Below are 25871 nucleotides of genomic sequence, written 5' to 3'. Positions count from 1 at the left end.
CCATATAACATCTTAAAACAACCCAGTTTAAAATCCGCTTTCGCTGCTTTAGAGAAAGAATTAATAAGGAACAACCCTTAGCACTTACTCATTCTACTATATACAAAGCTTTTATTGTAAGCTATTTTGATAGAATTTAGGACATTATTTATGAAGAAACAGCATGCAAAAATGGACATCATAAAACCTAACTTATTGCAATCTTAAAAGTGAATATTGTGATGAAAGCACATGTTCATATCGCTTTTCTCAACCATAGACTTTGGTTTTCTGCTTTTTTTGCATTACCTTTGCCTTCATTATGAAACGACTTAAGACAATATCCATATTTATTTTTGCCTGTGCAATGACTATACACGCACAGACAACTCCTATGCGCACACTCCTACCGGCTAAGCCACGTACACTATATGAGCGCTATATTGATAGTCTACAAACTATGCGTCAGAATCTTGCTAACGTTCAAACGTCTTCAATTAAAGCAGACTATGCCCCACTCTTTCTACCTACAACATTCTATAAAGGAGTGAGTCATAGAATCTTTTCTTATGCAAAGACAGATTCAATCTCATTGACGAGCCAACTCGATGAAGCACTTTTGAACATCTATCTTCATAGACCTGACCTTGTGAGGACTACCGAAAGTCAACTTGACAACATTGGACCTGCACTTGAAGTAAATAATGCTATAAAGCCTAAGAACCAAGAACTTACAGACAAAGTAGCACCCAAAACGGCTGAACCAGAATATGTTGATGCTAACATCGAAATTTATAAACCAAATTTTTGGAATTATAGTGGAGACTATTACCTTCAGTTCCTGCAGAATTATGTTTCAAACAATTGGTATAAAGGTGGCGAAAGCAATTACAGTATGGTAGGTTCGGTCACCTTGCAAGCCAATTATAATAACAAGCAAAAGGTGAAGTGGGACAATAAACTCGAAATGAAGCTTGGCTTCCAAACGTCTCAAAGTGATCAACTTCATAAGTTGAAAACAAGTGAGGACATGTTGCGTTATACAGGAAAAATAGGTTTCCAGGCTACAAAAAAATGGTATTATACAGCCCAGCTTATTGCATATACCCAGTTCATGAAAGGCTATAAGAACAATGATCCATTTGTATATAGCGACTTCATCAATCCATTGAATGTCAACCTTTCCGTCGGTATGGATTATGAGGTATCATGGTTTAACAAACAATTGACAGGTAATATACATTTAGCTCCGGCTGCTTACAACTTCAAATATGTTAGCCGTCTCGATTTAAGTAAACGCTATGGACTGAAAGAAGGCAACCACACCTTGCATGACATTGGTTCAGAGTGTACGATAGACTTATTGTGGAAGATGAGCGATATGATAAAATGGAGAACTCGACTTTATGGATATACCACATATAGGCGAGGCGAAATAGACTGGGAGAATACATTTACATTCCAGTTCAATCGATACATTAGCAGTAACCTTTTCATCTTCCCTCGCTTTGATGATGGCGCTGAACGCGATGGAAAATACGGCTATTGGCAACTTAAAGAATATGCAAGCCTTGGATTTTCATATTCTTTCTAAGGAAAGGTTTGTACATATCAAAGAAAAAAATTAAATTTGCATACTGAATTTATAAATTAAGAATATTGTGGCTGAAACAAAGTATATCTTCGTCACCGGTGGCGTTGTTTCTTCACTTGGTAAAGGAATTATTAGTGCATCCATCGGAAAGCTTCTGCAAGCCAGAGGCTACAACATCACAATTCAAAAGTTTGATCCCTATATCAACATTGATCCTGGGACGCTAAATCCTTATGAACATGGTGAATGCTATGTGACAGCAGATGGTATGGAGACCGACCTTGACTTGGGGCATTATGAGCGTTTCACAGGTATTCAGACCACTAAAGCAAATAGTATGACTACGGGCCGCATCTATAAAGCGGTTATCGATAAAGAAAGACGTGGAGATTACTTAGGCAAAACTATTCAAGTGGTACCCCATATTACCGACGAAATCAAACGTAACATCAAGCTTCTTGGGCAGAAATATCATTATGATTTCGTAATTACGGAAATTGGAGGAACGATTGGTGACATTGAAAGTGCACCATTCATGGAAGCTATCCGACAGATGAAATGGGAGTTAGGAAAACGTGCACTCAGTATCCATCTGACCTACGTTCCCTATCTAAAAGCAGCAGGAGAACTAAAAACAAAGCCTACACAACATAGTGTAAAAGAGCTACAGAGCATTGGTATACAACCTGATATCCTTGTACTTCGAACAGAGATGCATCTTAGTGACGCTGTCCGAAAGAAAGTAGCTGCATTCTGTAATGTGGACTTTGATTGTGTTGTTCAAAGTGAAGACCTCCCTTCTATCTATGAAGTTCCAGTAAACATGCAGAACCAAAAGCTTGACGAAGCTATTTTACGAAAGACAGGAGAACCTATAGGTAAGACACCAACACTTGGTCCTTGGAAGGAGTTTATTGAGAGAAGAAAGAATGCAAAGGAGACTGTTAACATCGGACTTGTTGGTAAATACGACTTGCAAGATGCCTATAAGAGTATTCGTGAAAGTCTTTCTCATGCAGGAACATACAATGATTACAAGGTTAATATCACTTTTATTAGTTCTGAAGAAATAACAGAACAAAATGTAAAAGAGAAGCTTGCAGGACAGGATGGAATTGTAATTTGTCCAGGATTTGGGCAACGTGGTATCGAAGGTAAAATCACAACAGCTCACTATACACGTACACATAACATTCCAACTTTTGGTATCTGTTTGGGAATGCAGATGATGGTTATTGAATTTGCACGTAATGTGTTGGGCTATAAAGATGCTAACAGCCGTGAGATTAACGAAAAAACTCCACATAATGTTATTGACATCATGGAGGAACAAAAAAACATCTCCAACATGGGCGGTACCATGCGTTTGGGCGCTTATGAATGTATCTTAAAGCAAGGAAGCCACGTTTTCAATATCTATAAGAAAGAAAATATCCAAGAACGCCATCGTCATCGCTATGAGTTTAATAACGAATTCCAGAAAGAATTTGAGAAACATGGCATGATATGCGTAGGTAAGAATCCAGAAAGCGACTTAGTTGAAATCGTTGAAATTCCTACTCTTAAATGGTATATTGGAACACAATATCACCCCGAATATCAATCAACAGTACTTAAACCACACCCACTTTTTGTGGATTTTGTTAAAACAGCAATAGAAAATAAAAAGAAATAATGGATAAAAACAACATTATCGGATTCCTACTTATCGCAGCCGTTCTGATTGGTTTTAGTTGGTATAATCAACCATCTGCTGAAGAACAGCGTGCTGCTTTTGTGAAGGACTCCATTGAACAGGTAAACAAAAGCCAGTCTGAGAAGGCTGCGCAGATGGAAAAGAACAAGAGACAACAAGCAGAAAAACAAAAAGTTCTTTCCGATACTACTTCACTTTTCCATAAGGCACTTACTGGGAATGTCGAACGAATTGTATTGAAAAACAAGAAAGTAGAATTGACATTCAGTTCTAAAGGTGCTTATGTTGAACAAGCAATCATTAAAGGTTATGTTGGTCATAACATTAAAGTAAAGAATGGTTCAGCAGATAAAAAGAATCTGACCCTATTTAGTGGTGCAGACCAAAGCATTAGTTATCTGCTTAATGCCAAAGAAACAAATATCAATACTGCCGAACTTTATTTCGTTCCGTCAGAGGTAAGTGATTCAACTGTGACCTTCATAGCTGATGCAGGTGAAGGAAAATCACTAACCTTAAAATATGAATTGGGGCAAGATTATATGCTCCACATGCAGATGAGTGTACAAGGGATGGCTGGTCTTTTCGCCCCTGGTACACAGACTATGGATGTAAATTGGAAAGACAAAGCACGCCAACAAGAGAGAGGTTTCTCGTTTGAGAATCGCTATGCAACCCTCACCTATCATAAAAAGGATGGTGGAACAGACTATTTAAACGAGACCAAAGAAGAAATAGACAAGTCTATTGAAGAGCAGATTGACTGGGTAGCGTTCAAGAATCAGTTCTTTAGTGCTGTTATGATAGCCAAGAACAATTTTCAAAGCAATGCCTTAATGACTTCTATTCCTCAAGAAAAGGGAAGCGGTTATCTCAAACAATATGAGGCTAAGATGAAGACTTTCTTTGACCCAACTGGTAAGAAGGCTTCAGAATTTGAATTCTATTATGGTCCAAATGATTTCCGTCTGCTCCAGAAAATGGAAAAAGAAAGTCAGTTCCACAAAGACCTTCAGATGCAACGCTTGGTTTATCTTGGCTGGCCTCTCTTCCGCATTATCAACAGATGGTTTACACTCTATGTGTTTGACTTCTTGACAAGCATGAATATCAACATGGGTATCGTGCTCATATTGATTACACTTCTCTTAAAACTTCTCACCTATCCTATGGTCAAGAAGAGTTATATGAGTAGTGCGAAAATGCGCGTATTAAAGCCAAAATTGGATGAGGCTACAAAGCAATTTGACAAGCCTGAAGACCAAATGCAGAAGCAACAAGCCATGATGGCTGAGTATGCAAAATATGGTGTAAGTCCTTTGTCAGGCTGTCTACCTATGCTTATTCAAGCACCGATTTGGATTGCAATGTTCAACTTCGTTCCTAATGCAATTCAACTTCGTGGAGAAAGTTTCCTATGGATAAAAGATCTCAGCACATACGACCCCATTTGGGAATGGAATCACAATTTATGGCTCATTGGTGATCACTTGAGTCTCACATGTATTCTCTTCTGTGTAGCTAATGTACTCTATACAATGATGACAATGCGCCAGCAAAAGGATCAAATGGTAGGCCAGCAAGCAGACCAAATGAAGATGATGCAATGGATGATGTTCCTCATGCCTATAATGTTCTTCTTCATGTTCAACGATTATAGTGCAGGATTGAACTTCTATTATTTTGTGAGTCTCTTCTTTAGTGCTGCTATTATGTGGGCACTTCGTAAAACAACAAATGACGAAAAACTTCTTGCTATTCTTGAAAAGCGTTACCAAGAGAATAAGGCCAATCCTAAGAAGCAAAGTGGACTGGCAGCTCGCTTACAAGCTATACAAGAGATGCAACAGAAGCAACAAGAAGAACTCAAACAAAAGAAACAAGAATTGAATAAGAGAAAGAAAGAACTTTAATTAATAGTCAACTACAACTCTGTAAAAAATCCTTTACTACAATTCACTACCTAATTATTAGTGAAGAGGAAGAAAATAAAGAAAAAAGGATTTTACAGAGTTTGTGGTTTTTATTTTTCATTCGATGAATAAAAGTATTGCCATTGCGATGATGGCTGGTATGATAGCCACATCTTCACAAACGAATGCTCAAACCACAATTGGCCCAAGCAACATTAAACTTCAGAGTGATCTCATGACCCCAGAAGCTCTTTGGGCTATGGGACGAATAGGAGCAAGTACTGCTTCTCCCGATGGAAAGCAGATTGTCTATCAAGTAACCTATTATAGTGTGGCCCAAAACAAAAGCCATACTATCCTCTATATCCAAGATATCAATGGAAAGAATAAACGTCAACTGACATCCGACAATAAAAGTGAAAGTGATGCCACTTGGATAGAATCTGGAAGACGAATTGCTTTTCTACGTGATGGAGAGATATGGGTAATGAATCCTGATGGAAACAATCGAAAACAGCTCTCTTACACAGAAGGTGCTATCGAAGGGTTTTCATTCTCACCTGATGGGAAAAAAGTAGTATATATCAAGAGTATTCCTTATCATGGAACTATTCGTGAAACTCCATCTGATCTTCCAAAGGCAACAGGACTTCTAATTACAGATATGAATTATCGCCATTGGGACCATTATGTGCAGACCATTGCACACCCCTTTGTTGCTAATATTACTCAAGAGGGCATACAAGAGGGTAAAGATATCATGCAAGGCCAGCCTTTTGAGGCTCCAGTTGCTCCCTTTGGAGGTATTGAGCAAATTGCTTGGAGCACAGATTCTAAATATATCGCTTATACCAGCCGTAAAAAAGAAGGTACACAATATGCCATCTCCACGGATACCGATATCTATTTGTATGATATTAATAATGGTTCAACAATAAACCTTTGTAAACCAGCTAATTATCAAGAGCCCGAAATAGATGCCACTAAAACAATGAAGGACCAAGCAGTGAATCATCAACAGGGTGATATGCAGGTTGGATATGATACCAATCCTAAATTCTCACCTGATGGTAAATACATTGCATGGCAAAGTATGAAGCATGATGGTTATGAGAGTGATCTCAATCGTCTTTGCATTATGGAACTTTCTACGGGCAAAAAGTATTACCTTATTGATAAAGGCAATTTTGATAGCAACGTAGAACAATATGTTTGGGCAAATGATAGTAAGAGTGTTTATTTTTTAGGTTGCTGGCACGCGTGCATCAATGTATACCAAGCATCATTAACAGGTAAAATAAAACAGCTTACTGATGGATGGTATGATTTTGGTAGTGTGAACACTTTAGGCAATACAAAAAACTTATTGGTTACACGCCACTCCATGCTCCAGCCTGATGATATCTACCAACTTGCACCATCAAAAGTAGAGAAAAAAAGCAACCTTACACAATTGACTTTCGAAAACAAGGATATCCTTAACCAATTGGCTACACCTAAACTCCAACAACGATGGGTGAAGACCACAGATGGCAAAGAAGAACTCGTTTGGATTGTACTTCCTCCTCACTTCGATGCCAATAAAAAATATCCTGCATTGCTCTTTTGTGAAGGAGGCCCCCAAAGTCCAGTAAGCCAATTCTGGAGTTATCGATGGAACTTTTTTATTATGGCATCAAAAGGCTATGTTGTCGTAGCTCCTAACCGACGTGGGTTACCAGGATTTGGAAGTGCATGGAACGAAGAAGTAAGCGGAGACTGGACAGGTCAATGTATGGATGATTATCTCAGTGCCATTGATGATGCATCAAACTTACCATTCGTTGATAAAAATCGATTGGGATGTGTAGGTGCCAGTTTTGGAGGTTTTTCTGTTTATTACCTTGCTGGCCATCATAACAGACGTTTCAAGGCCTTTATTGCTCACGATGGTGCATTTAATCTCGAAAGCATATACACTGATACAGAAGAAGCATGGTTCAGCAATTGGGAATATGATGATGCTTATTGGAATAAAGACCAAAGCCAACGTGCAAAGAACACTTACGCCAATAGTCCTCATCGATTTGTTGATAAATGGGACACCCCTATTCTCGTAATCCATGGAGAAAAAGATTATCGAATTAATGCAAATCAAGGAATGGGTGCCTTTAATGCTGCTCGCTTGAGGGGTATTCCGGCTGAAATGTTATTGTTCCCTGATGAGAACCATTGGGTCTTAAAACCACAGAATGGTATTTTATGGCAACGTACATTCTTTGATTGGCTTGACAGATGGCTTAAGAAATAACAAAACAAATAAATAAAAAGATGACAGAAATCATTAGAAAAAAGCTTAGTGACAGTGCGGGAGCGCGCTGGACCGCCCTACTCATCGTTGCATTTACCATGATGATGGGCTATTTTATCACCGACGTGATGTCGCCTCTCGAAGTAATTCTTGAAACGTCAAAGGAACAAGGCGGACTTGGATGGTCCTCGAGTGACTATGGTTTCTTTGCTGGAAGCTATGGGCTGATTAATGTATTTATGCTTATGCTTTTCTTTGGTGGGATTATTCTTGACAAGATGGGCATACGCTTTACCGGTGTTATGGCAAGTGGATTAATGGTCGTTGGTGTAATCATTAAATATTTTGGTATGACAACGGATTTTGGTGATAGTAAATTTACCCTTGATTTTGTTAATTTCTCACTTCCAATGTCAGCAGCTATTGCCTCGTTGGGATTTGCCATTTTTGGTGTAGGATGTGAGATATGTGGTATTACTATATCTAAAATTATAACGAAATGGTTCACAGGACATGAACTTGCACTTGCTATGGGCGTACAAGTCGGCTTGGCACGCCTTGGTACAACAGCGGCTATGGCTGGTTCCCTGCCTCTTGCAAAAGCATTCGGAAATCACGTTAGTGCACCTATACTCCTTGGACTTGTGTTGCTTATAGCCGGTTTCTTGGCATTTATTGTTTATACTGTAATGGATAAGAAACTTGACGCTTCTACTGGAGAGGTTACAGGAAATGTATCTGATGAAGATGAAGGCTTTCATTTTGCCGACCTTAAGTTTATCTTCACCAATCCAGGTTTTTGGTGCATCACCTTACTTTGCCTAATGTTCTATAGTGGTGTGTTCCCTTTCCTTAAATTTGCCACAAAACTGATGGTTGATAACTATAATGTTCCTCAAGACCTTGCAGGTTCTCTTCCTGGAGCTATCCCTTTGGGTACAATTATTCTTACTCCACTCTTCGGTACCATCTATGACCGTATAGGTAAAGGTGCTACTCTTATGCTCATTGGAAGCGTTATGCTTACATTCGTACACTTTATCTTCATGATTCATATCCTACCTGTAGGATGGTTTGCTATCATTATGATGATTATTCTTGGCATTGCTTTCTCATTGGTACCCTCTGCTATGTGGCCAAGTGTTCCCAAGATAATCCCTATGAAATTACTGGGTTCGGCTTATGCCATTATCTTCTATATTCAAAATATTGGACTTAGTCTCGTACCAATGGCAATTGGCAAAATCAACAAAGCTGACCCTTCCTTTACCGGGATGGAAACCTTCTTTATTGGATGTGGAATAGCAGCTATCATTATAGCTTTTGTACTCATGTTGATTGACCGGAAAAAACATTATGGTCTCCAACAGGCTAATGTCAAGAAATAAACTTATTCATTTCTTGGTATAACAGCCTATATTAAAGATAAAAACCCCTGAGTTAGATAAAAAACTCAGGGGTTTTTATTTATAACCTACCCACTTTAGATATTAATTCCACCTACTTTTATCACATATATCAGTCAACTTGTTCAGCATATCTACCCCAAGTGATTTTTACATTACGATTAAGTTTTGCTTTTGAAAGCCTCCATCGTCCGTCTAATACAAGGATATGATATTTACCCTTCTTGGGCATCTGAGACAAAGCACTGTCCAATGACAGATAATTTCCATGTCCCTGTGAAGATACCACGGCATCATAATGCCTTACAAATGGCCTTAAATCTTTTATCTTACGCCCCAAGGCATCTGCAAAGGCGTTTGCCATGGTAAAAGCTCCATATACATTATAATGTGTATTGTCTTTTCTACCTTTGGGAATACTTGATAACTCACCAGGCTTTAGCCATACATGCAAGTTCCGACTTCCTAACACTCCATGTTTTTGTTCAATCTGAGCAGATATTTTGTTTGCATCTACAAAAAAGACATTTAATTTTTGTGCCACATCTTGTGCTATATGTCTATATGCTCCATGAGTATCTATCAACGTGTCACTATTTATTTTTTCTTCATCATAGGCCACATCTCTCAGCTTTTCATCATCAATAAGACTATCGGCCATCTTTTTATAAAAACACCTTCGTGCAACAGGACTCATCAGTACAGGTATAGCTCCTTTACTTCTCGTTTCAAGAACATAACGTTCTAAATTCCTGAAAAATGTTGTTTTTGGATCTGTATGGCGTGCTTCATCAAGCTTTGAATCATTATGTCCAAATTGAATAATAACATAGTCACCCGGCTTAAGACTTTCAAGCACATTCTTCCACCTTCCCTCATCAAGAAAGCTTTTACTCGAACGACCATTCACGGCATAGTTTCTTATCAAGACATTATCTGAAAAACATCCTTGGAGCATCATTCCCCAACCTCGTTCTGGGTTATTCTGTGGGTCTTTCTTTTCAGCTGCTGTTGAGTCCCCAATAATATAGATAGTTGTTTGAGGACGTTTAAGAGAGGAAAGAAGAATCAAAAAACAAAAAAGGATAAATCCTAATCTACATCTCATAAATTAAATTATTAAGTTATTCTTTGAGATAAAAAGAAAAGAAGTAAGTTTTTGCTTACTTCTTTCTTTATCATCCTCATTTTAAGACCGAAGCAATCAATTCTTTTGCTGTGACCAACTTTTGTTCACCCGACTGCATGTCCTTCAACATGAGTTTTCCTTTCTCAATTTCATCTTCACCTGCAAAGACAACATATGGTATATTCTTTGCATTCGCATAATTCATCTGCCGTTTCATCTTTGCTTTATCGGGGAATATTTCTGCACGAATCCCGTTTTTACGGATTTCGGCGATGAAAGGAAGACAATAGGCTGTTTCTTTTTCTCCAAAATTGATGAATAAAACCTGTGTTGAACTCAGCATTTCTTTGGGATAGAGTTCTAAGGTATTCAGCACATCATAAATACGATCAGCACCAAATGAAATTCCTACACCACTCAAGCCAGGCATACCAAATATTCCTGTAAGATTATCATAACGTCCACCTCCAGTAATACTCCCCATGGGCGTATCGAGGGCTTTCACTTCAAAGATGGCACCAGTATAATAATTCAATCCACGAGCAAGTGTAAGGTCTAATTGTATTTCATTGTTCAAACCAACCGAATTGAGTGTATCAAGAATAAACCTCGTTTCTTCAACACCCTTCAAGCCTACCTCTGAGCTTTCAAGTACCTTCTCTATGGTTTTCAGCTTGTCTTCATTAGAGCCCTGCATAGTCAATATTGGCTGAAGTTTCTCGATTGCTTCATCTGTAATGCCTCCAGTTTTTAATTCTACATTGACATTTTCTAAACCAATCTTTTCTAATTTGTCAATAGCTACAGTAATATCTACAATCTTATCTGCTTCATCAAGAACCTCAGCAATACCCGAAAGAATCTTTCGATTATTGATTTTAATCTGAATTCTTATCCCAAACTTCGTAAAGACTGTATCAACAATTTGCATCAGTTCTACCTCATTCAGCAATGAATCAGAGCCGACAACATCTGCGTCACATTGATAAAACTCACGATATCTACCTTTTTGAGGACGATCTGCACGCCACACAGGTTGAATCTGATAACGTTTGAAAGGCAACTGGAGTTCATCTCTATGCATGACAACATATCGTGCAAAAGGAACTGTCAAATCATAACGTAGACCTTTCTCACATAATTTTGAAGCCAGGTGAAGGGAATTGCGTTCATTCAATTCTTCATCAGAGATTTTATTTAAATAATCTCCTGAATTCAATATCTTAAACAACAACTTATCTCCTTCTTCACCATACTTTCCCATCAATGTTTGTAGAGTCTCCATTGCTGGAGTCTCTATCTGTTCAAAGCCATAAAGTGCATAAACATCTTTTATGGTGTTGAAAATATAATTTCGTTTTGCCATTTCCTCAGGACCAAAATCACGGGTTCCCTTTGGAATGGAAGGTTTTTGTGCCATTTTATTTATTTTTATAAAACAATTGTTTGCTCTCTATCAGGGCCAATGGAAATAATCTTTATCGGTGTTTCTAAGAAGTCTTCCAAGAACTTGATATACTCACAGAATTCTTGTGGGAATTGCGTGGAGTCCTTAAACTTTGTCATGTCGGTTTTCCACCCCTTAAACTCTTTATAAATGGGCTCTACACCTTCTAATTCATAAGGCAATTCCTCAGTTACACTCCCATCTTTCAAGCGATATGCAACACAAGCCTTGATGGTTTCAAAACTATCAAGAACATCACTCTTCATGAGAATCAATTGTGTCACACCATCTAACATTATAGAATAACGCAATTGCACGAGGTCTATCCAGCCACAACGACGCTCACGCCCTGTTACGGCTCCATACTCATGTCCTTTGTCACGGATAGCTTTACCGGTTTCATCAAACAGCTCTGTAGGGAAAGGACCTGCACCCACACGTGTGCAATAAGCCTTCATGATGCCATAAACTTCTCCTATCTTGTTTGGACCGATACCCAAGCCTGTACATGCGCCTGCACAGATTGTATTGGATGAAGTAACAAAGGGATAAGACCCGAAGTCCACATCAAGCATCGTTCCTTGAGCACCTTCACAGAGAATGCTCTTACCTGAGCGCAGGATAGTATTCATCTCGTGTTCCGAATCAACGAGCTTAAACCTACGCATATAGGCTACACCTTCAAGCCAATTCTTTTCTATCTCATCAAAACCTTCAAAGTCTGTCCACCCCAATGCTGCCAGCATTTGGAGATGGCGAGCCTTGTGGGCTTCATATTTAGCTTCAAAATCTTCTAAGATATCTCCTACTCTCAGTCCGTTCCTGCTTATCTTATCGGTATAAGTTGGCCCTATGCCTTTCCCGGTGGTTCCTACTTTTGCCTTGCCCTTAGCAGCTTCATAAGCACGGTCGAGGATACGATGCGTTGGTAGAATCAGATGTGCTTTCTTAGAGATATGCAGACGCTCTTGCAATGGGTGACCGCTTTTTTCCAAGTCTTTTGCTTCTGCCATGAACAAATCAGGAGCAAGCACCACACCATTCCCTATGATGTTTATTTTGTTTCCTTGGAATATACCCGAGGGTATTGAGCGAAGCACATACTTTCGACCTTCAAACTCCAATGTATGACCTGCATTGGGGCCTCCTTGAAAACGTGCCACTACATCATAGTTTGGTGTCAACACATCAACTACTTTTCCTTTTCCTTCATCGCCCCACTGTAATCCGAGTAGGACATCAACTTTTCCTGTTGTATTCATTATATCTATAGATTGTTGTCATCTTGTTTTTTTGCAGACTTCCTCTTGCCTGGAGACAATCTCCTTGCATGGCAAGCCCCACACACGCCATATATATACAGCTTATAATTGTCTCTATGAAAACGCTTGAATTTGAGTTCTTCTATCATTTCTGTAAGCTGGGGATAACTCTGTTCGGTGATACGCCCACACTTACGGCAAATCTGCAAGATGGCGCCTTGCATCGTAGAAGTATTATAATAGGTGGTGCCGTCTTGTAGATGGACTCTAACAATGAATCCTAATTTCAAAAACAAATTCACACAATTATAAAGGGTAGCCCTACTAACCTTGAATTTCTTTTCCGTCAACACCTCATCCAAATGGTCTATCGTAAAACGATTATCCATGTTGCAGATAGCCTCCAACACAGCATAACGCTCTGGGGTTCTACGCCGCTTTGTTGACACTAAAAATTCATTGAGAATGTCATAAGCTCGTTGTGTGTCTGCTTTTACCATTGAATCATGTTTAAGACCTTTTGCCTTACAAAATTAAATATTTTAATTTAGATTAAAAAATATAATAACATTATTTTTATTTTAAATCTCAATAATCCCTTGCAGTGCTTTACGGGCAATATTTTCATAGTCCTGACCAAGTGCCGTAAAACTCATTACTGCATTTAAGGCGGCATGTTTCACGCCCAAGTTCTCAGTGCTAAAGGCTACAGACGCCTGATCCAAAAACTCATTTATCCCTCGTTCGTTGGGTTCCATTTGCTTGCCAAACAACCTGCTCAGAATGTTATAGCCACAAATCTGGCGGAGCACTTCCTCTGAGGCGATACACTCATAGGCAAGCACCGATGCGAAGTCGGCATATTGAAACACATTCATGGCAAGCATTTCGACAACCTCTTGCGTTTGGGCCTGTTCTAACCAAACATCTGCCAACTCGGCATCCATCCGGTCGATGGGCATCAACAGGGTAGCCAACAGCTTGCATTCTCTAACATTGTCTTTATACAAAGCTATGGCAAGCTCATAATTCTTGCCATACGTTTCGGCCATCTCACGCAAAGTGGGCAATGGAACACCCCAATTGACATGATAGTTCAACCCCTTCTCACGCATTGACATGGAGCCTGGCCCATTCATATAGAGTCTGAAACTTTGTTTTATCTCCTTTATCTGTTCCTCGATTGTCATAAGAATTATTTTTTTGTTTAATATTCACTTGAGTATCTTAACATCTGATGTGTATAACTCTCTGAATAGTCTAACTTTACGTCTATGATATCGCCCTGCTTGTCATATTCTGGCTTCATCCACGGATTCAAAAAGCCCTTATAGGGGGCTATATCCAGCTTGTCATAACGACTCAGCACTTCTTTGTGCAGACCACCATCAACATGAACGGCATATTGCTCAACCAACCGACGCGCCGCCACAAAGTCACCTTCACTCTTTATGCGCTGTATCTCCCTTAGCTGAGTGGCAAAGAGAGTGCGCAAACGCTCATAATCTTTCACCCGCACATAGTGCTTCCCCGCGCGTTCTTCAATGACAACAGCCTGCCCTTCTTGGTCCATATCCAGAGCCCAGCCCGCTATCAGTGCACGATTGCGCATGTGAGCCTCCTCTATCTTATCGCCTTCCTTGATTCTCACCAATTGGGTCAGCAAACCATTCATCATATAGGTGTAATATTGGCTCTTATAAGCCTCTGCATTGGGCGTAAGTCCCAGGTCAACAAGCTTTTTATCGGCAAGATAATACAGGCCAAACAAATCGGCACGTGCCTCTTCTATCGTATTCCCATAAGACTTTAAGGCGTCGGGGTCTGTATCCTTCAACAATTGCCCACTCCCATGACCCAGACACTCATGCAAATCTGTATGAAGATTATCACACAACTCGCCATATTGCTCAATCGCCTGGCGCGTAGCGTCATCTATCACAAACTCTTGCAAAAATCCATTGCCCAAAGAGGCGCGCTGATAGGCATCGGTGAGGTTTCCTATGGTCACACTCTTCGACCCATACTCGGCTCTAATCCAATCGGCATTCGGAAGATTTATCCCTATGGCTGTAGAAGGATATTCATCACCGCCAAGCATGGCTGCACAAACCACATTGGCCGTCACGCCTCTCACAGCTTTCTTCTTGAACGCTTTATCCACAGGGGAATGGTCTTCAAACCATTGCGCATGTTCACTGATAAGGCGTGTGCGCTTCGTGGCTTCGATGTCTTTATAGTGCACAATGCCTTCCCACGAACCTTTCAAACCCAATGGGTCGCCATAAACTTCTATGAAACCATTGATAAAATCTACCCTGCTATCCTGGTCTTCCAACCATTTAATTGAATATTCATCGAAACATCGTAAATCGCCTGTTTGATAATAGTTTATCAATAGCTGGATAATGTCTTTCTGCAGGTCATTTTCGGTATAGAAAGTGGTTTTTTTCAACCAATGAATGATTTGCCGGATTTTGTCTCCATACAATCCTTCGGCATGATAGCGCAACTCTTTAAGGCAGCCATCCCGCTTGACGAGTTTCGAGTTGAGCCCAAAAGAAATGGGATGCCCTTCACAGGCTTGCTTCATGCGAGCATAATAGTCTTCAACTTCTTGCTGACTGACATGCTCATAGAAATTGCATGCCGAAGTCTCAATCAAATCAACGCCATCGGCCTTGTTAACACGCTTCGGCAAACGACTGGCATCAAAAATCACGGGGAGAAGTTCATTGAGCAAAGCGCTCTTTTCATCCGCATCGGCCAATCCCAACTGGTCTACGGTCAGCTGATTGTAGGCCTCACAAAAGAACTCCTGAGTGAAACCAGGCACAAACTTGTCGCACGCATAATGGTGATAGATGCCATTTGAAAACCACATGCGTTTGAGATAAACCACAAAAGCATGGAAGTCTGCAGTGTCGCGTTTCCCTGTGTAGCACATGAAAATCTGTTCAAGCACCCTGCGAATAACAAGATTATATTTTCCAAACTGATCAAAGGTGATGTCTCTACCCGAAAGCACGGCTTTCGACAAATAATAGATGTATAACTTTTCACGCAGTGACAGCGTCTCAAATCCTTCTAACTTATACCTTAAAATCTGAATATCAGCAAATTTTTCATCTATATAGTTCATGAGTCTCTTTTTTATCCCTTCCCACCACCGCTTGATGATAGTCACACAACATCTTCTCTCACGACGGAGCCCCACAAGGCCTCCCCCCTATCAATCACACACTGACAGGTCTCGCGAATCTCTTTTAAATGATTAACCATGCAACCTCTCGCGCTGACAAGGGGTAGATGTGAAAGCTGCACAACAAAAAGCTATTTACAACTACACCTATCGCCTCGCGTTGACAAGGGTGGATGTGGAATGGGCAAACGTTACATGTAATATTGTAATATGTAATATTTTGCATAACAATAAAGCCCACAAAAAGATGTATCTTCTTTTGTGGACTTCATCATCTCAGGGGATATCACTCCGCATCAATTGCTCTGGCAGCATTCTTTGAGCCTGGTTTACGCCCTCTCTTCTTAGGCAACTCCGTTTGTACAGGCTGCTGCTGATAGCGGAGCTTGTAGTCGCGAGGCGTACAACCATTGAGCTTGTAGAACGATGCATAAAACGACTGACGATTAGAAAAACCAACCATGTCTGAAATATCCTCCATGTTCAGTTCTCTGTAGCGTTTGTCAGCCAAGAGTGTCATCGCCTCTTCAATTCGATACTTGTTTACGAACGAAGTGTAGTTCATGTGGAACTTGACATTCACAACGGCTGAGATATAACGCGTGTTTGTACCCAAATCGTCAGCAAGTTTCTTGGCAGAGTAATCCTTGTCCTTATACTTCTTCTGGATAAGAATGATGTCGAGAATCTTTTCTTTCAATTCATCCATTAATCCGGGTCTAACCAAAGCGCGGTATGCCGCGTCCTTCTCCCGTTTTTCTGTAATGTTATACTTTGCCATAATATTAAATAATAACTGAATTTCCTCCTTTCTGTTGCAAATTTAAATATAATAAATTAATTTATCAAGCCTTTGAATATTAATTTTATAAAAAAATAATATCTTTGTGATATCAAATCACTTAAACAGCAGAAAAATGAAGAAAATTTTCACCATCATGCTCGTCTTTATCTTTACATTGACTTGCACGGCACGAAAAGATTTTTACACCATCGTAGTCTCACTCGATGGGTGCAGATGGGATTACCCGCAATGGTACGATGCACCCTTTTTCAATTACATGGCCGAACAGGGCGTGAAATCGGGGCTCATCCCCTCCTATCCGTCCAAGACCTTTCCCAATCACTACACCTTGGCCACAGGGCTCTATCCTGATCACCATGGTATCATCGCCAATTCGTTTGTGAACAGAAAAGACGGACTGATTTTTTCGCTCAGTAATCCAAAGACCAAAACCGACAGCCGATTCTATGGCGGAGAACCCATATGGATTACGGCCAAGAAACAGGGCAAGAAAGTGTTCACCTACCATTGGCCAGGAAGTGACGTACGCGTGAAAGGCCAATACCCCGATGTGTGGTTCAACTACAACAAGAATCACCTCTCCGTCAGCGAACGAATCTCTATGGTCTCACAAGCTATCAACGCCAAGCAGGCACCCGACCTCATCATGGTTTATTTTGAAGAGCCCGACCACTCAGGACACAACTTCGGACCACAAGACCCACGCACAAGAGAGGCTTTCAGAAACATGGATGCACAGCTTCATGACCTATGGGACAACATTCAGCAAGGACCACGCAAAGATAGTGTCAATCTCATTGTCGTTTCAGACCATGGCATGACCTTCGTGACTCCCGAACGAAAAATTGAATGCAAACGCTATTTGAATCCAAAGTGGGTTGAACGCATAGAAGGCAACCTGCCCGCACAAATCTATTGCCACAAAGGATATGCCGACTCGGTATACAATGCCCTGAAGGCTATCCCACACATGCGCGTATGGCGAAAAAAAGATGTTCCAGCCTATCTCCACTACGGCACTCACGAAAACATTGGCGATGTCATTGCCGACCCGCAAGAGGGATGGCTCGTCACAGACGGCAAAGTGAAGGCTGGAGGCATGCATGGTTACGACCCCACATACAGCGACATGCAAGCCATTTTCAGAGCCATGGGACCAAGCTTCCGACACATCGACTATCCTCACTTCCCCAATGTTGATGTCTATGCGCTCCTATGCCACCTCATCGGCGTCACCCCTGCCCCAAACGACGGCAACCTCAATGACATCAGTGCTATACTAAAATAACCCTCCACATCTTCACACACTCCGTCTCCCTATGCTTGACCCTCTCAGGCATGAGGGAGACTTTTTTAACGATTCACATCGTCAACCCTCTATCCTTTGCACAAATGGCACACATCCTTTGCCACTCATTTTCCCAAAAATCTTCCAACTTATGTTTTGCACGGCTCACGCTTACAAAGATAATGAAATAATCGCAAAACACAAAGAAAATACCCATTCACGGCATGTTAATAAATGTTTAGTATATCAGAGCGCCCATTTAGAACCCCTAAACCACCCATTTACGCTATGCACAAAGAATCATAACACACATGCATCAATCCAAAATATTACATATTACAATATTACATGTAACGTTTACTCAAATCGGAGTAAAGACTACACAAAAAAGCGAGGCAATCTTTTCCTTTATAGATTAAATTTATTATCTTTGCATGATGAAAGTTGAACAACCGATTCTCATTGTCAAAACATGCACAAACAGCGGTTTATCAGACATCAAATCTTCTGACACCAACACCCCTGTCAGAGCGTCGGCAACAACAAAAGACAAGTGCAATTAAAACAGAAAATCATCATGAGTTTAATAGATTATAAGAATATTGACATCTATCAAGGTGAAAAACTCGTACTCCAAGACGTAAACTTTCACGTAGACGAGGGAGAGTTCATGTATATCATCGGCAGTGTGGGCTCAGGAAAATCAAGTTTACTGAAAACCTTCTATTGCGAGCTCGACATCTGGCACGAAGAAAACAAAGAAGAAGAGAAAGCCGAAGTCTTAGAACGAGATATTTTTAATCTCAAACGCAAAGAAGTGCCCGCCCTACGCAGAGAAATGGGAATCATCTTTCAAGATTTCAAACTCTTACATGAGATGACCGTCAGAAAGAACCTTCAGTTTGTGCTGAAATCCACAGGATGGAAAAGTCAGAAAGACATCAACGAGCGCATAGAAAGCGTGCTCACCGATGTGAGTATGCTCGACAAGATAGACAAGCTCCCCCACGAACTCTCAGGCGGTGAACAGCAACGCGTGGCCATTGCACGTGCCATCCTCAACAAACCCAAAATCATTATCGCCGATGAGCCCACCGGAAACCTCGACCCCGACACCGCCGGCAAGATTATCGGCCTGCTCAAAGACATCAGCACCACGGGCACGGCCGTAGTCATGACCACCCACAACATCCCAATGCTCGACCGCTTCCCCGGCATCGTCTACCGGTGTAAAGACGGAGCCATCAACGATGTGACTACAGAGTACAACAAGATGGATCTCAGCGAAGATACACAATACGACGCACAACCATAAAAATCAAATACACAACAATCATGAAGGTAATGAAATTCGGAGGCACCTCTGTTGGCACACCAGCCCGCATGAAAGAAGTGACCACCATCATCACAGAGAGCGGACAACCCACATTCATCGTCCTCTCAGCCATGAGTGGAACAACCAATTCGCTCATTGAAATCTCCAACTACCTCTACAAGAAAAACCCCGAGGGCGCAAACGAGATTATCAACAGGCTCGAAAACAAATACATGCAACATGTAGAGGAACTCTATACCACAGAGACCTATAAAAATAAAATCAAAAAGTTTCTTTCCGAAGAGTTCAACTACCTGCGCTCGTTCACCAAAGACCTTTTCACCAGCTTTGAAGAGAAAAACATTGTAGCCCAAGGAGAACTATTGAGCACCAACATGATGGTGAATTATCTGCAAGAGAAAGGCATTAAAGCCGTCTTAATCAATGCGCTCGACTTTATGCGCATAGACAAAAACGGAGAACCAGACCTGCAGGTGATTAAAGAAAAGCTTTCTCAACTCATGAAAGCCAACCAAGGCTATCAAATCTATCTCACCCAAGGCTTTATCTGTCGTAATGCCTATGGCGAAGTAGACAATCTGCAACGAGGAGGAAGCGATTACACCGCCTCACTCGTTGGCGCCGTGTTGCCCGCAGAAGAAATTCAGATATGGACAGACATCGACGGCATGCACAACAACGACCCACGCATCGTGGAACACACAGAAGCCATCCGGCAAATAAGCTTTGACGAAGCTGCAGAGTTGGCCTACTTCGGCGCAAAGATTCTTCACCCCACCTGTGTGCAACCTGCAAAATATGCAGGCATCCCTGTGAGGCTGAAAAACACCATGGACCCCGAAGCAGAAGGAACACTCATCAACAACAACATCGTCAAAGGAGGCTTCAAAGCCGTAGCAGCAAAAGACAATATCACGGCCGTAAAGATAAAAAGCAGCCGCATGCTCTTAGCAACAGGCTTTCTGAGAAAAGTTTTCGAAATCTTTGAAAGCTATCAAACCCCCATCGACATGATTACCACCAGCGAAGTTGGCGTATCGATGAGCATTGACAACAACAGCCATTTAGACGAAATCGTTGATGAGCTCAAAAAATATGGTACAGTGACCGTCGATACCGACATGTGTATCATCTGCGTTGTGGGAGACCTTGATTGGCAAAATCGTGGTTTTGAGGCCAAAGCCATAACAGCATTGGAAGACATCCCCGTGCGCATGATTTCCTATGGAGGAAGCAACCACAACATCTCCTTCCTCATTCAGGAAGCCGACAAAAAAAGAGCCTTACAACGTTTGAGTGCAAACCTCTTCAACTGCAAATAAGTTGTTCATGACAGAAAACAAGCCCACACACTCAGCTATCCCAGCCTACCCCACTCCCTTCTACTACTACGACACGAAGTTGCTTCAAGCAACACTTCACACGATTAGCACAGAAGCATTGAGACACAAAGGCTTTCATGTGCACTATGCAGTGAAAGCCAATGCCAATCCCACGCTACTCAGGATGATTCAAGAGGCAGGATTAGGAGCCGATTGCGTTAGTGGAGGAGAAATTAAAGCCTCGATAGCAGCAGGATTCAAGCCATCACAGATTGTATATGCAGGAGTTGGGAAAAACGATTGGGAAATAAATCTCGGCCTTGACCAAGATATTTTCTGTTTCAACGTAGAAAGTCTGCCAGAACTTGAAGTTATCAACCAACTGGCAGCCTGCAAATCGAAAATAGCACATATTGCACTCAGAATAAACCCCAACATTGGGGCACACACCCATTCGAACATTGTCACCGGCCTTGCCGAAAACAAGTTTGGCATAGCCATGCACGACATGCATGACCTCATAGAGCGTGCCACAAAGATGAAGTATGTGAAACTCATCGGACTACATTTCCACATCGGAAGCCAAATCCTCGACATGACCGACTTCGTCAAGCTTTGCAAGCGCATCAATGAACTGCAAGACCAATTGGCCGAGCAAGGCATAACATTAGAACACATCAACGTAGGAGGCGGATTGGGCATAGACTATGAACATCCTCAAGCGCATCCCATTCCCGATTTCAAAACCTATTTTGACACGTTTGACACACATCTGAAACACTATCCACAACAACAAATACACTTCGAATTAGGACGCTCCGTAGTAGGACAATGCGGAAGCCTCATCACACGCGTATTGTATGTGAAGAAAGGCACCAACAAGCAATTTGTCATTGTCGATGCAGGAATGACCGAACTCATTCGCCCAGCACTCTATCACGCAACCCACCATATAGAAAATCTCAACAGCACGAAGGAAGAAGAAACCTATGACGTTGTTGGACCAATATGCGAATCGAGTGATGTCTTTGCCAAAGATATCCAACTCAACAAAACCCAAAGAGGCGACCTTCTTGCCATCCGAAGCGCCGGAGCCTATGGCGAAATCATGGCCTCAGGATATAACTGCCGAGAACTCCCCAAGTCGTATTTCACAAACGACTGACATTCTCAATAAAAACACAATACAAATAATGATAATAGATACAATCACATTGATTATCGGCCTGTCAATCACGTTAACAACAATCCTTGCATTGCTGTTTACCCCCTTCTGGCACAAGACCAAGGCCCTCCCCGCCTCTCACTCAAACACCCCATTGCCCGAAGTGAGCATCCTCATCCCCACACACGACAATGCACCAGAGCTAAAACGCAATCTCCCAATCTTCCTCCAGCAAGAATATGCAGGAGAATACCGAGTAATCGTAGTGGCAGACAAAGGAGACCATGACACCGAAGACCTCATAAAACAACTCCAAGGCACCTATAAAAATCTCTATGCCACCTATTTACCCGACTCATCCCGCTATATGAGTAGGACAAAACTGGCCATTACGCTTGGCGTAAAAGCCGCCCACTCCGAATGGATAACCATTACCGACCCTACATGCAAACCCCAAAATGAACATTGGCTCGCCTCGTGGGCAGAAAACATGAACGACGATTCAGATTTCATCATGGGATATGTAGCTATGGATGAAACCTGTCCCGCTATATGGCGCTTTGAGCATGCATTGTTGGCAAACCAATGCCTAAGTTCGGCTCAACGTGGTAAAGCATGGTCTACCAACTGCCCCAACATCGCCCTTCGGAAAAGCCGTTTTATGAAAGAAGAAGGCTTTCGGGGTAACCTGCAACTTGTCAGAGGCGAATATGATTTCTTAGTCAACAAATATGCACGCCACCACCGCACACACGTTGACGCACGCACAAGCTCATGGCTCTATGAAGAGGCACCCAGCAAAAAGACATGGAACAACAGAAAAATGTATTTCCGTGCATCAAGACCTCAACTCAAAGGGTATAAGAGCCACAGACTATATGCCTTGCTCTCCAACTTCACCCTGCACGCAGGTGTACTCACCACGCTTGCAAGTGCCATTTATGCAGCTCTCAGCCATAATTGGATATTATTGGGAGTCTCTGTCTTCTATTTGCTCCTCATCATCATAGTCCACACACTTCTATGCCATAAGATCATCGTGTTTTTTGATGCACACCTTTCAAAAACAAAAATGTTTTTTTATGAAATGCGTATGGCCTGGCGAAGCTTCAAATACAAAGTAAACTTTATGCGTGCAGACAAGAACGACTTCACGAGTCATAAACTTTAAGAAGATATGCGCATCAAGATTTTTCATATCCTCAAACAAGACGACAAACTTCAGGAAGGCTTTATGAATGTTTTGCATAAAGCCTTTGAAGCCAGTGATATAGAAGAGGCCAAGGGTGAAGATTATGACCTCATACATGTCATAGGCATACCCACAAAAGAAATGACAAGGATGATTAGTCTGACGAAAAAAAAGCTGATTCCCATTATCTATTCGCCCTTAGCTGAGATTGTGCCATGGAACAAAGCACGCGTGGAACCTTCTTTGGCCAAAGATTTGGTGTTCCTAACCACGGGAAAGACCGAATACACATATATTCAGGAGAAATACCCCCAAGCCCACGTGCATCTAATCAAAAATCCCTTGATTACAACGGCCACCACACAAACCCTGTTCAACAATGAATTGGTGCAATTATACCACACGGTGATAGCACAACACGATGAACACATTAGAGAAGCAATAGAAAAGCGCATCGACAAACTAAAAAATAAAATAGAAGACAAGACGATTCGCAATGTGCTTAAAGGCTTTCTTTACTTGAATTATAAATACAAACGCCGACAAATCCTACAAAAGGATATAGACGAACAAAGCCTCTTGATGCAGTCTTCAGACTATGACGAAGATAAAATGAGCGATTTATTAGTAGAATGCAAACTCTTTGACTTTGTCTCAAGCTTGGAAAGCGTCATGGAAGAAAAGTCTTCACTCACCGAAGGCTTTATGCCCATCCCAACGAAAGACAACCATCTAACAAAAAAGATAAATACAACAATGATATGAGAAAATATAACATCGAAAAAGATATGCGCTACCTGCAATTGTTAGCCAATTCATTCCCAACAATAGCAGATGCAAGTACAGAGATTATCAATCTCCAGGCCATTCTCAATCTACCCAAAGGAACAGAACACTTTCTGGCAGACATACATGGCGAATATGAAGCATTCAGACATGTGCTGAAAAATGCGTCAGGAAATATTAAACGAAAAGTAAACGAACTCTTTGGCAACACCCTGCGTGAACAAGAAAAACGTGAATTGTGTTCACTCATATACTATCCAGAACAGAAACTCGAATTAGTTAAAGCCACAGAACAAGATATCAACGACTGGTATCACATTACACTTCATCAGCTTGTGGCTGTGTGCCGCACGGTGTCCAGCAAATACACACGCTCAAAGGTAAGAAAATCACTCCCCTCAGACTTTTCATACATTATCCAAGAGCTATTGCATGAACATACCGAAAACAACTCAAATAAGACAGCCTATGTCAATGTGATTGTCGATACCATCATCTCAACAGGGCGTGCAGACGACTTCATCATCGCCATGTGTAACGTCATACAACGCTTGGCAATAGACCAACTCCATATCCTTGGAGACATCTATGACCGTGGACCAGGGGCACATATCATCATGGATACAATGGCCGACTATCACAGCTGGGATATTCAATGGGGAAACCACGACATCCTGTGGATGGGAGCATGTGCAGGCAACGATGCTTGTATCTGTAATGTCATACGTCTTAGCCTGCGTTATGCAAATCTCACCACCCTTGAAGAGGGGTATGGCATAAATCTTGTTCCCTTAGCCACATTTGCCATGGAAGTCTATAAAGATGATCCATGCGAAGAATTTATTCCACGATTGAATGGAGGCACCAAGCATCTTGATGAGAAAACACTCCGACTAACGGCACAAATGCATAAGGCCATAGCCGTGATGCAATTCAAAGAAGAAGCGCAACTTTTTGAGGCTCATCCAGAATGGAACATGCAAGACAGAGAACTTTTTAAGATGATAGACTATGAGAAAAAGACTATCATGCTTGATGGAAAAGAATACCCGTTGACAAGTTGCAATTTCCCAACCATCGACCCCAAGCATCCCTGTGCACTGACCTTCGAAGAGAAAACACTGATGGGAAAACTCCATCATTCTTTCCGTGTCAGCGAGAAACTACATAAACACATCAGACTCATGCTCCAACATGGATGCATGTATGCCATTCGGAATGACAATCTGCTCTTCCACGCTTCAATTCCACTCAATGAAGACGGAACACTGAAAGAAGTTGAAATTGAACCGGGCAAGAAATATAAAGGAAGAGAGCTAATGCAACAAACAGGTATGCTCATCCGAACAGCCTTCCAAGATGATAGTACGCCTGAAGAAAAGAAATATGCCATCGACTATTTCATTTATTTATGGTGTGGCCCCAATAGCCCACTCTTTGACAAAAGCAAGATGGCTACATTTGAACGATATTTCATAGCCGATAAGGATACACACAAAGAAATAAAAGGCAACTATTTCCTCTTGCGTGATGATGAAAAAATTGTAGACCACATCCTTGATGCTTTCGGAGTAAAGGGTTCTAACCGACATATCATCAATGGCCATGTACCCGTTCATGTGGCAAATGGCGAAAATCCAATAAAAGCCTCAGGAAAGCTCATGGTCATTGACGGAGGTTTCTCAGAAGCCTATCATAAAGAAACTGGTATAGCGGGCTACACCCTGGTTTACCATAGCCGAGGCTTCCAACTCGTTCAACACGAGCCTTTTACAAGTGCGGCTGATGCCATCCTACGTGGAACAGACATTAAGTCAACAACACAAATTGTTGAAATGAGTAGCCATAGGATGCTTGTAGCTAACACCGACAAAGGTATTGAATTGAAAAAACAGATTGAAGACCTTGAGGAACTGCTCTATGCATATCGTCACGGACTGATTGGAGAAAAGGAACGAAAGAAATAAAAATCACACATAAACAAATATCCCATTTCAAATAATATCCGGCAAATCCTAACACAGGGCTTGCCGGATATCTTTTTTATTCTCTAATCCTT

At 41.4% G+C, this 25871-nt stretch carries 19 protein-coding genes; 12 read left to right on the top strand and 7 right to left on the bottom strand.

The features are described 5' to 3' along the window. Positions 1–301 precede the first annotated feature (301 nt). The 5 genes from HMPREF9145_RS11000 (at position 302) to HMPREF9145_RS10980 (ending at position 8860) form a co-directional block, all read left to right on the top strand. A complete protein-coding gene (locus HMPREF9145_RS11000) occupies positions 302–1573 on the top strand; it encodes a DUF3078 domain-containing protein (protein ID WP_036907545.1) in 1272 nt (423 codons plus the stop codon). Positions 1574–1640: 67 nt separating this feature from the next. After that, positions 1641–3248, top strand: a complete 1608-nt coding sequence (locus HMPREF9145_RS10995; protein ID WP_021826490.1) for a CTP synthase — start codon at positions 1641–1643, stop codon at positions 3246–3248. Next, on the top strand, positions 3248–5182 hold the full coding sequence (yidC, locus tag HMPREF9145_RS10990) for a membrane protein insertase YidC (protein WP_021826559.1): 1935 nt from the start codon (positions 3248–3250) through the stop codon (positions 5180–5182). Before HMPREF9145_RS10995 ends, yidC begins: the two co-directional genes overlap by 1 nt. Positions 5183–5306: 124 nt before the next feature. After that, positions 5307–7472 carry a S9 family peptidase gene (locus tag HMPREF9145_RS10985; protein ID WP_021826515.1) on the top strand — a complete coding sequence of 722 codons (2166 nt, stop codon included), beginning with the start codon at positions 5307–5309 and terminating at the stop codon, positions 7470–7472. Positions 7473–7492: 20 nt separating this feature from the next. Continuing rightward, complete coding sequence (locus HMPREF9145_RS10980) at positions 7493–8860, top strand: MFS transporter (protein WP_021826502.1); 1368 nt, start codon at positions 7493–7495, stop codon at positions 8858–8860. 130 nt (positions 8861–8990) lie between these two features. Here the strand turns inward: HMPREF9145_RS10980 and HMPREF9145_RS10975 are convergent, their stop codons facing one another. The 7 genes from HMPREF9145_RS10975 to HMPREF9145_RS10945 all read right to left on the bottom strand — a co-directional run bounded on the left by HMPREF9145_RS10975 (position 8991) and on the right by HMPREF9145_RS10945 (position 16699). Then, positions 8991–9986 carry a rhamnogalacturonan acetylesterase gene (locus HMPREF9145_RS10975; RefSeq protein ID WP_021826464.1) on the bottom strand — a complete coding sequence of 332 codons (996 nt, stop codon included), beginning with the start codon at positions 9984–9986 and terminating at the stop codon, positions 8991–8993. 76 nt (positions 9987–10062) lie between these two features. Next, positions 10063–11427, bottom strand: coding sequence for a histidine--tRNA ligase (gene hisS / locus HMPREF9145_RS10970; protein ID WP_021826501.1), 1365 nt, complete (start codon positions 11425–11427; stop codon positions 10063–10065). Positions 11428–11438: 11 nt separating this feature from the next. Beyond that, positions 11439–12716, bottom strand: a complete 1278-nt coding sequence (locus HMPREF9145_RS10965; protein WP_021826411.1) for an adenylosuccinate synthase — start codon at positions 12714–12716, stop codon at positions 11439–11441. A gap of 5 nt (positions 12717–12721) precedes the next feature. After that, the gene (locus HMPREF9145_RS10960; RefSeq protein ID WP_021826447.1) at positions 12722–13216 is read right to left on the bottom strand and encodes a Fur family transcriptional regulator; all 495 of its coding nucleotides are present in this window, start codon (positions 13214–13216) and stop codon (positions 12722–12724) included. Positions 13217–13297: 81 nt separating this feature from the next. Continuing rightward, entirely contained in the window at positions 13298–13906 is a 609-nt protein-coding gene (locus HMPREF9145_RS10955) for a DNA alkylation repair protein (protein ID WP_021826571.1), read from the bottom strand. A 17-nt stretch (positions 13907–13923) separates the two neighbouring features. Beyond that, positions 13924–15858 (bottom strand): dipeptidyl-peptidase 3 family protein, encoded by a 1935-nt coding sequence (locus HMPREF9145_RS10950; RefSeq protein WP_021826467.1) that lies wholly within the window; start codon positions 15856–15858, stop codon positions 13924–13926. 346 nt (positions 15859–16204) lie between these two features. Continuing rightward, entirely contained in the window at positions 16205–16699 is a 495-nt protein-coding gene (locus tag HMPREF9145_RS10945) for a helix-turn-helix domain-containing protein (protein ID WP_007133785.1), read from the bottom strand. Between the two features lie 136 nt (positions 16700–16835). Here HMPREF9145_RS10945 and HMPREF9145_RS10940 point away from each other — a divergent pair, with 136 nt between their 5' ends. The 7 genes from HMPREF9145_RS10940 to HMPREF9145_RS10910 all read left to right on the top strand — a co-directional run bounded on the left by HMPREF9145_RS10940 (position 16836) and on the right by HMPREF9145_RS10910 (position 25779). Further along, positions 16836–18011 carry an alkaline phosphatase family protein gene (locus HMPREF9145_RS10940; protein WP_021826489.1) on the top strand — a complete coding sequence of 392 codons (1176 nt, stop codon included), beginning with the start codon at positions 16836–16838 and terminating at the stop codon, positions 18009–18011. Positions 18012–18588: 577 nt separating this feature from the next. Continuing rightward, positions 18589–19326, top strand: a complete 738-nt coding sequence (locus tag HMPREF9145_RS10935) for a cell division ATP-binding protein FtsE (RefSeq protein ID WP_021826565.1) — start codon at positions 18589–18591, stop codon at positions 19324–19326. A 20-nt stretch (positions 19327–19346) separates the two neighbouring features. Continuing rightward, a complete protein-coding gene (locus HMPREF9145_RS10930; RefSeq protein ID WP_021826519.1) occupies positions 19347–20669 on the top strand; it encodes an aspartate kinase in 1323 nt (440 codons plus the stop codon). Positions 20670–20676: 7 nt separating this feature from the next. Beyond that, on the top strand, positions 20677–21834 hold the full coding sequence (gene lysA / locus HMPREF9145_RS10925; RefSeq protein ID WP_021826421.1) for a diaminopimelate decarboxylase: 1158 nt from the start codon (positions 20677–20679) through the stop codon (positions 21832–21834). Further along, entirely contained in the window at positions 21767–23005 is a 1239-nt protein-coding gene (locus tag HMPREF9145_RS10920) for a glycosyltransferase family 2 protein (protein ID WP_231369796.1), read from the top strand. Before lysA ends, HMPREF9145_RS10920 begins: the two co-directional genes overlap by 68 nt. A 6-nt stretch (positions 23006–23011) precedes the next feature. Further along, positions 23012–23791 (top strand): hypothetical protein, encoded by a 780-nt coding sequence (locus HMPREF9145_RS10915; protein WP_021826412.1) that lies wholly within the window; start codon positions 23012–23014, stop codon positions 23789–23791. Next, entirely contained in the window at positions 23788–25779 is a 1992-nt protein-coding gene (locus HMPREF9145_RS10910) for a fructose-bisphosphatase class III (protein ID WP_021826486.1), read from the top strand. Before HMPREF9145_RS10915 ends, HMPREF9145_RS10910 begins: the two co-directional genes overlap by 4 nt. Positions 25780–25871 lie beyond the last annotated feature (92 nt).

Source organism: Segatella salivae F0493, assembly GCF_000477535.1.
Lineage (GTDB): Bacteria > Bacteroidota > Bacteroidia > Bacteroidales > Bacteroidaceae > Prevotella > Prevotella salivae.
Note: the sequence above shows the minus strand (reverse complement) of the source record. Positions and strands in the feature narration are given on the sequence as shown.

Coding starts and splice junctions, on each gene's coding strand:
- HMPREF9145_RS11000 (WP_036907545.1), top strand. CDS start 302: ATGAAACGACTTAAGACAATATCCATATTTATTTTTGCCTGTGCAATG.
- yidC (WP_021826559.1), top strand. CDS start 3,248: ATGGATAAAAACAACATTATCGGATTCCTACTTATCGCAGCCGTTCTG.
- HMPREF9145_RS10985 (WP_021826515.1), top strand. CDS start 5,307: ATGAATAAAAGTATTGCCATTGCGATGATGGCTGGTATGATAGCCACA.
- HMPREF9145_RS10980 (WP_021826502.1), top strand. CDS start 7,493: ATGACAGAAATCATTAGAAAAAAGCTTAGTGACAGTGCGGGAGCGCGC.
- HMPREF9145_RS10975 (WP_021826464.1), bottom strand. CDS start 9,986: ATGAGATGTAGATTAGGATTTATCCTTTTTTGTTTTTTGATTCTTCTT.
- hisS (WP_021826501.1), bottom strand. CDS start 11,427: ATGGCACAAAAACCTTCCATTCCAAAGGGAACCCGTGATTTTGGTCCT.
- HMPREF9145_RS10965 (WP_021826411.1), bottom strand. CDS start 12,716: ATGAATACAACAGGAAAAGTTGATGTCCTACTCGGATTACAGTGGGGC.
- HMPREF9145_RS10960 (WP_021826447.1), bottom strand. CDS start 13,216: ATGGTAAAAGCAGACACACAACGAGCTTATGACATTCTCAATGAATTT.
- HMPREF9145_RS10955 (WP_021826571.1), bottom strand. CDS start 13,906: ATGACAATCGAGGAACAGATAAAGGAGATAAAACAAAGTTTCAGACTC.
- HMPREF9145_RS10950 (WP_021826467.1), bottom strand. CDS start 15,858: ATGAACTATATAGATGAAAAATTTGCTGATATTCAGATTTTAAGGTAT.
- HMPREF9145_RS10945 (WP_007133785.1), bottom strand. CDS start 16,699: ATGGCAAAGTATAACATTACAGAAAAACGGGAGAAGGACGCGGCATAC.
- HMPREF9145_RS10940 (WP_021826489.1), top strand. CDS start 16,836: ATGAAGAAAATTTTCACCATCATGCTCGTCTTTATCTTTACATTGACT.
- HMPREF9145_RS10935 (WP_021826565.1), top strand. CDS start 18,589: ATGAGTTTAATAGATTATAAGAATATTGACATCTATCAAGGTGAAAAA.
- HMPREF9145_RS10930 (WP_021826519.1), top strand. CDS start 19,347: ATGAAGGTAATGAAATTCGGAGGCACCTCTGTTGGCACACCAGCCCGC.
- lysA (WP_021826421.1), top strand. CDS start 20,677: ATGACAGAAAACAAGCCCACACACTCAGCTATCCCAGCCTACCCCACT.
- HMPREF9145_RS10920 (WP_231369796.1), top strand. CDS start 21,767: ATGGCGAAATCATGGCCTCAGGATATAACTGCCGAGAACTCCCCAAGT.
- HMPREF9145_RS10915 (WP_021826412.1), top strand. CDS start 23,012: ATGCGCATCAAGATTTTTCATATCCTCAAACAAGACGACAAACTTCAG.
- HMPREF9145_RS10910 (WP_021826486.1), top strand. CDS start 23,788: ATGAGAAAATATAACATCGAAAAAGATATGCGCTACCTGCAATTGTTA.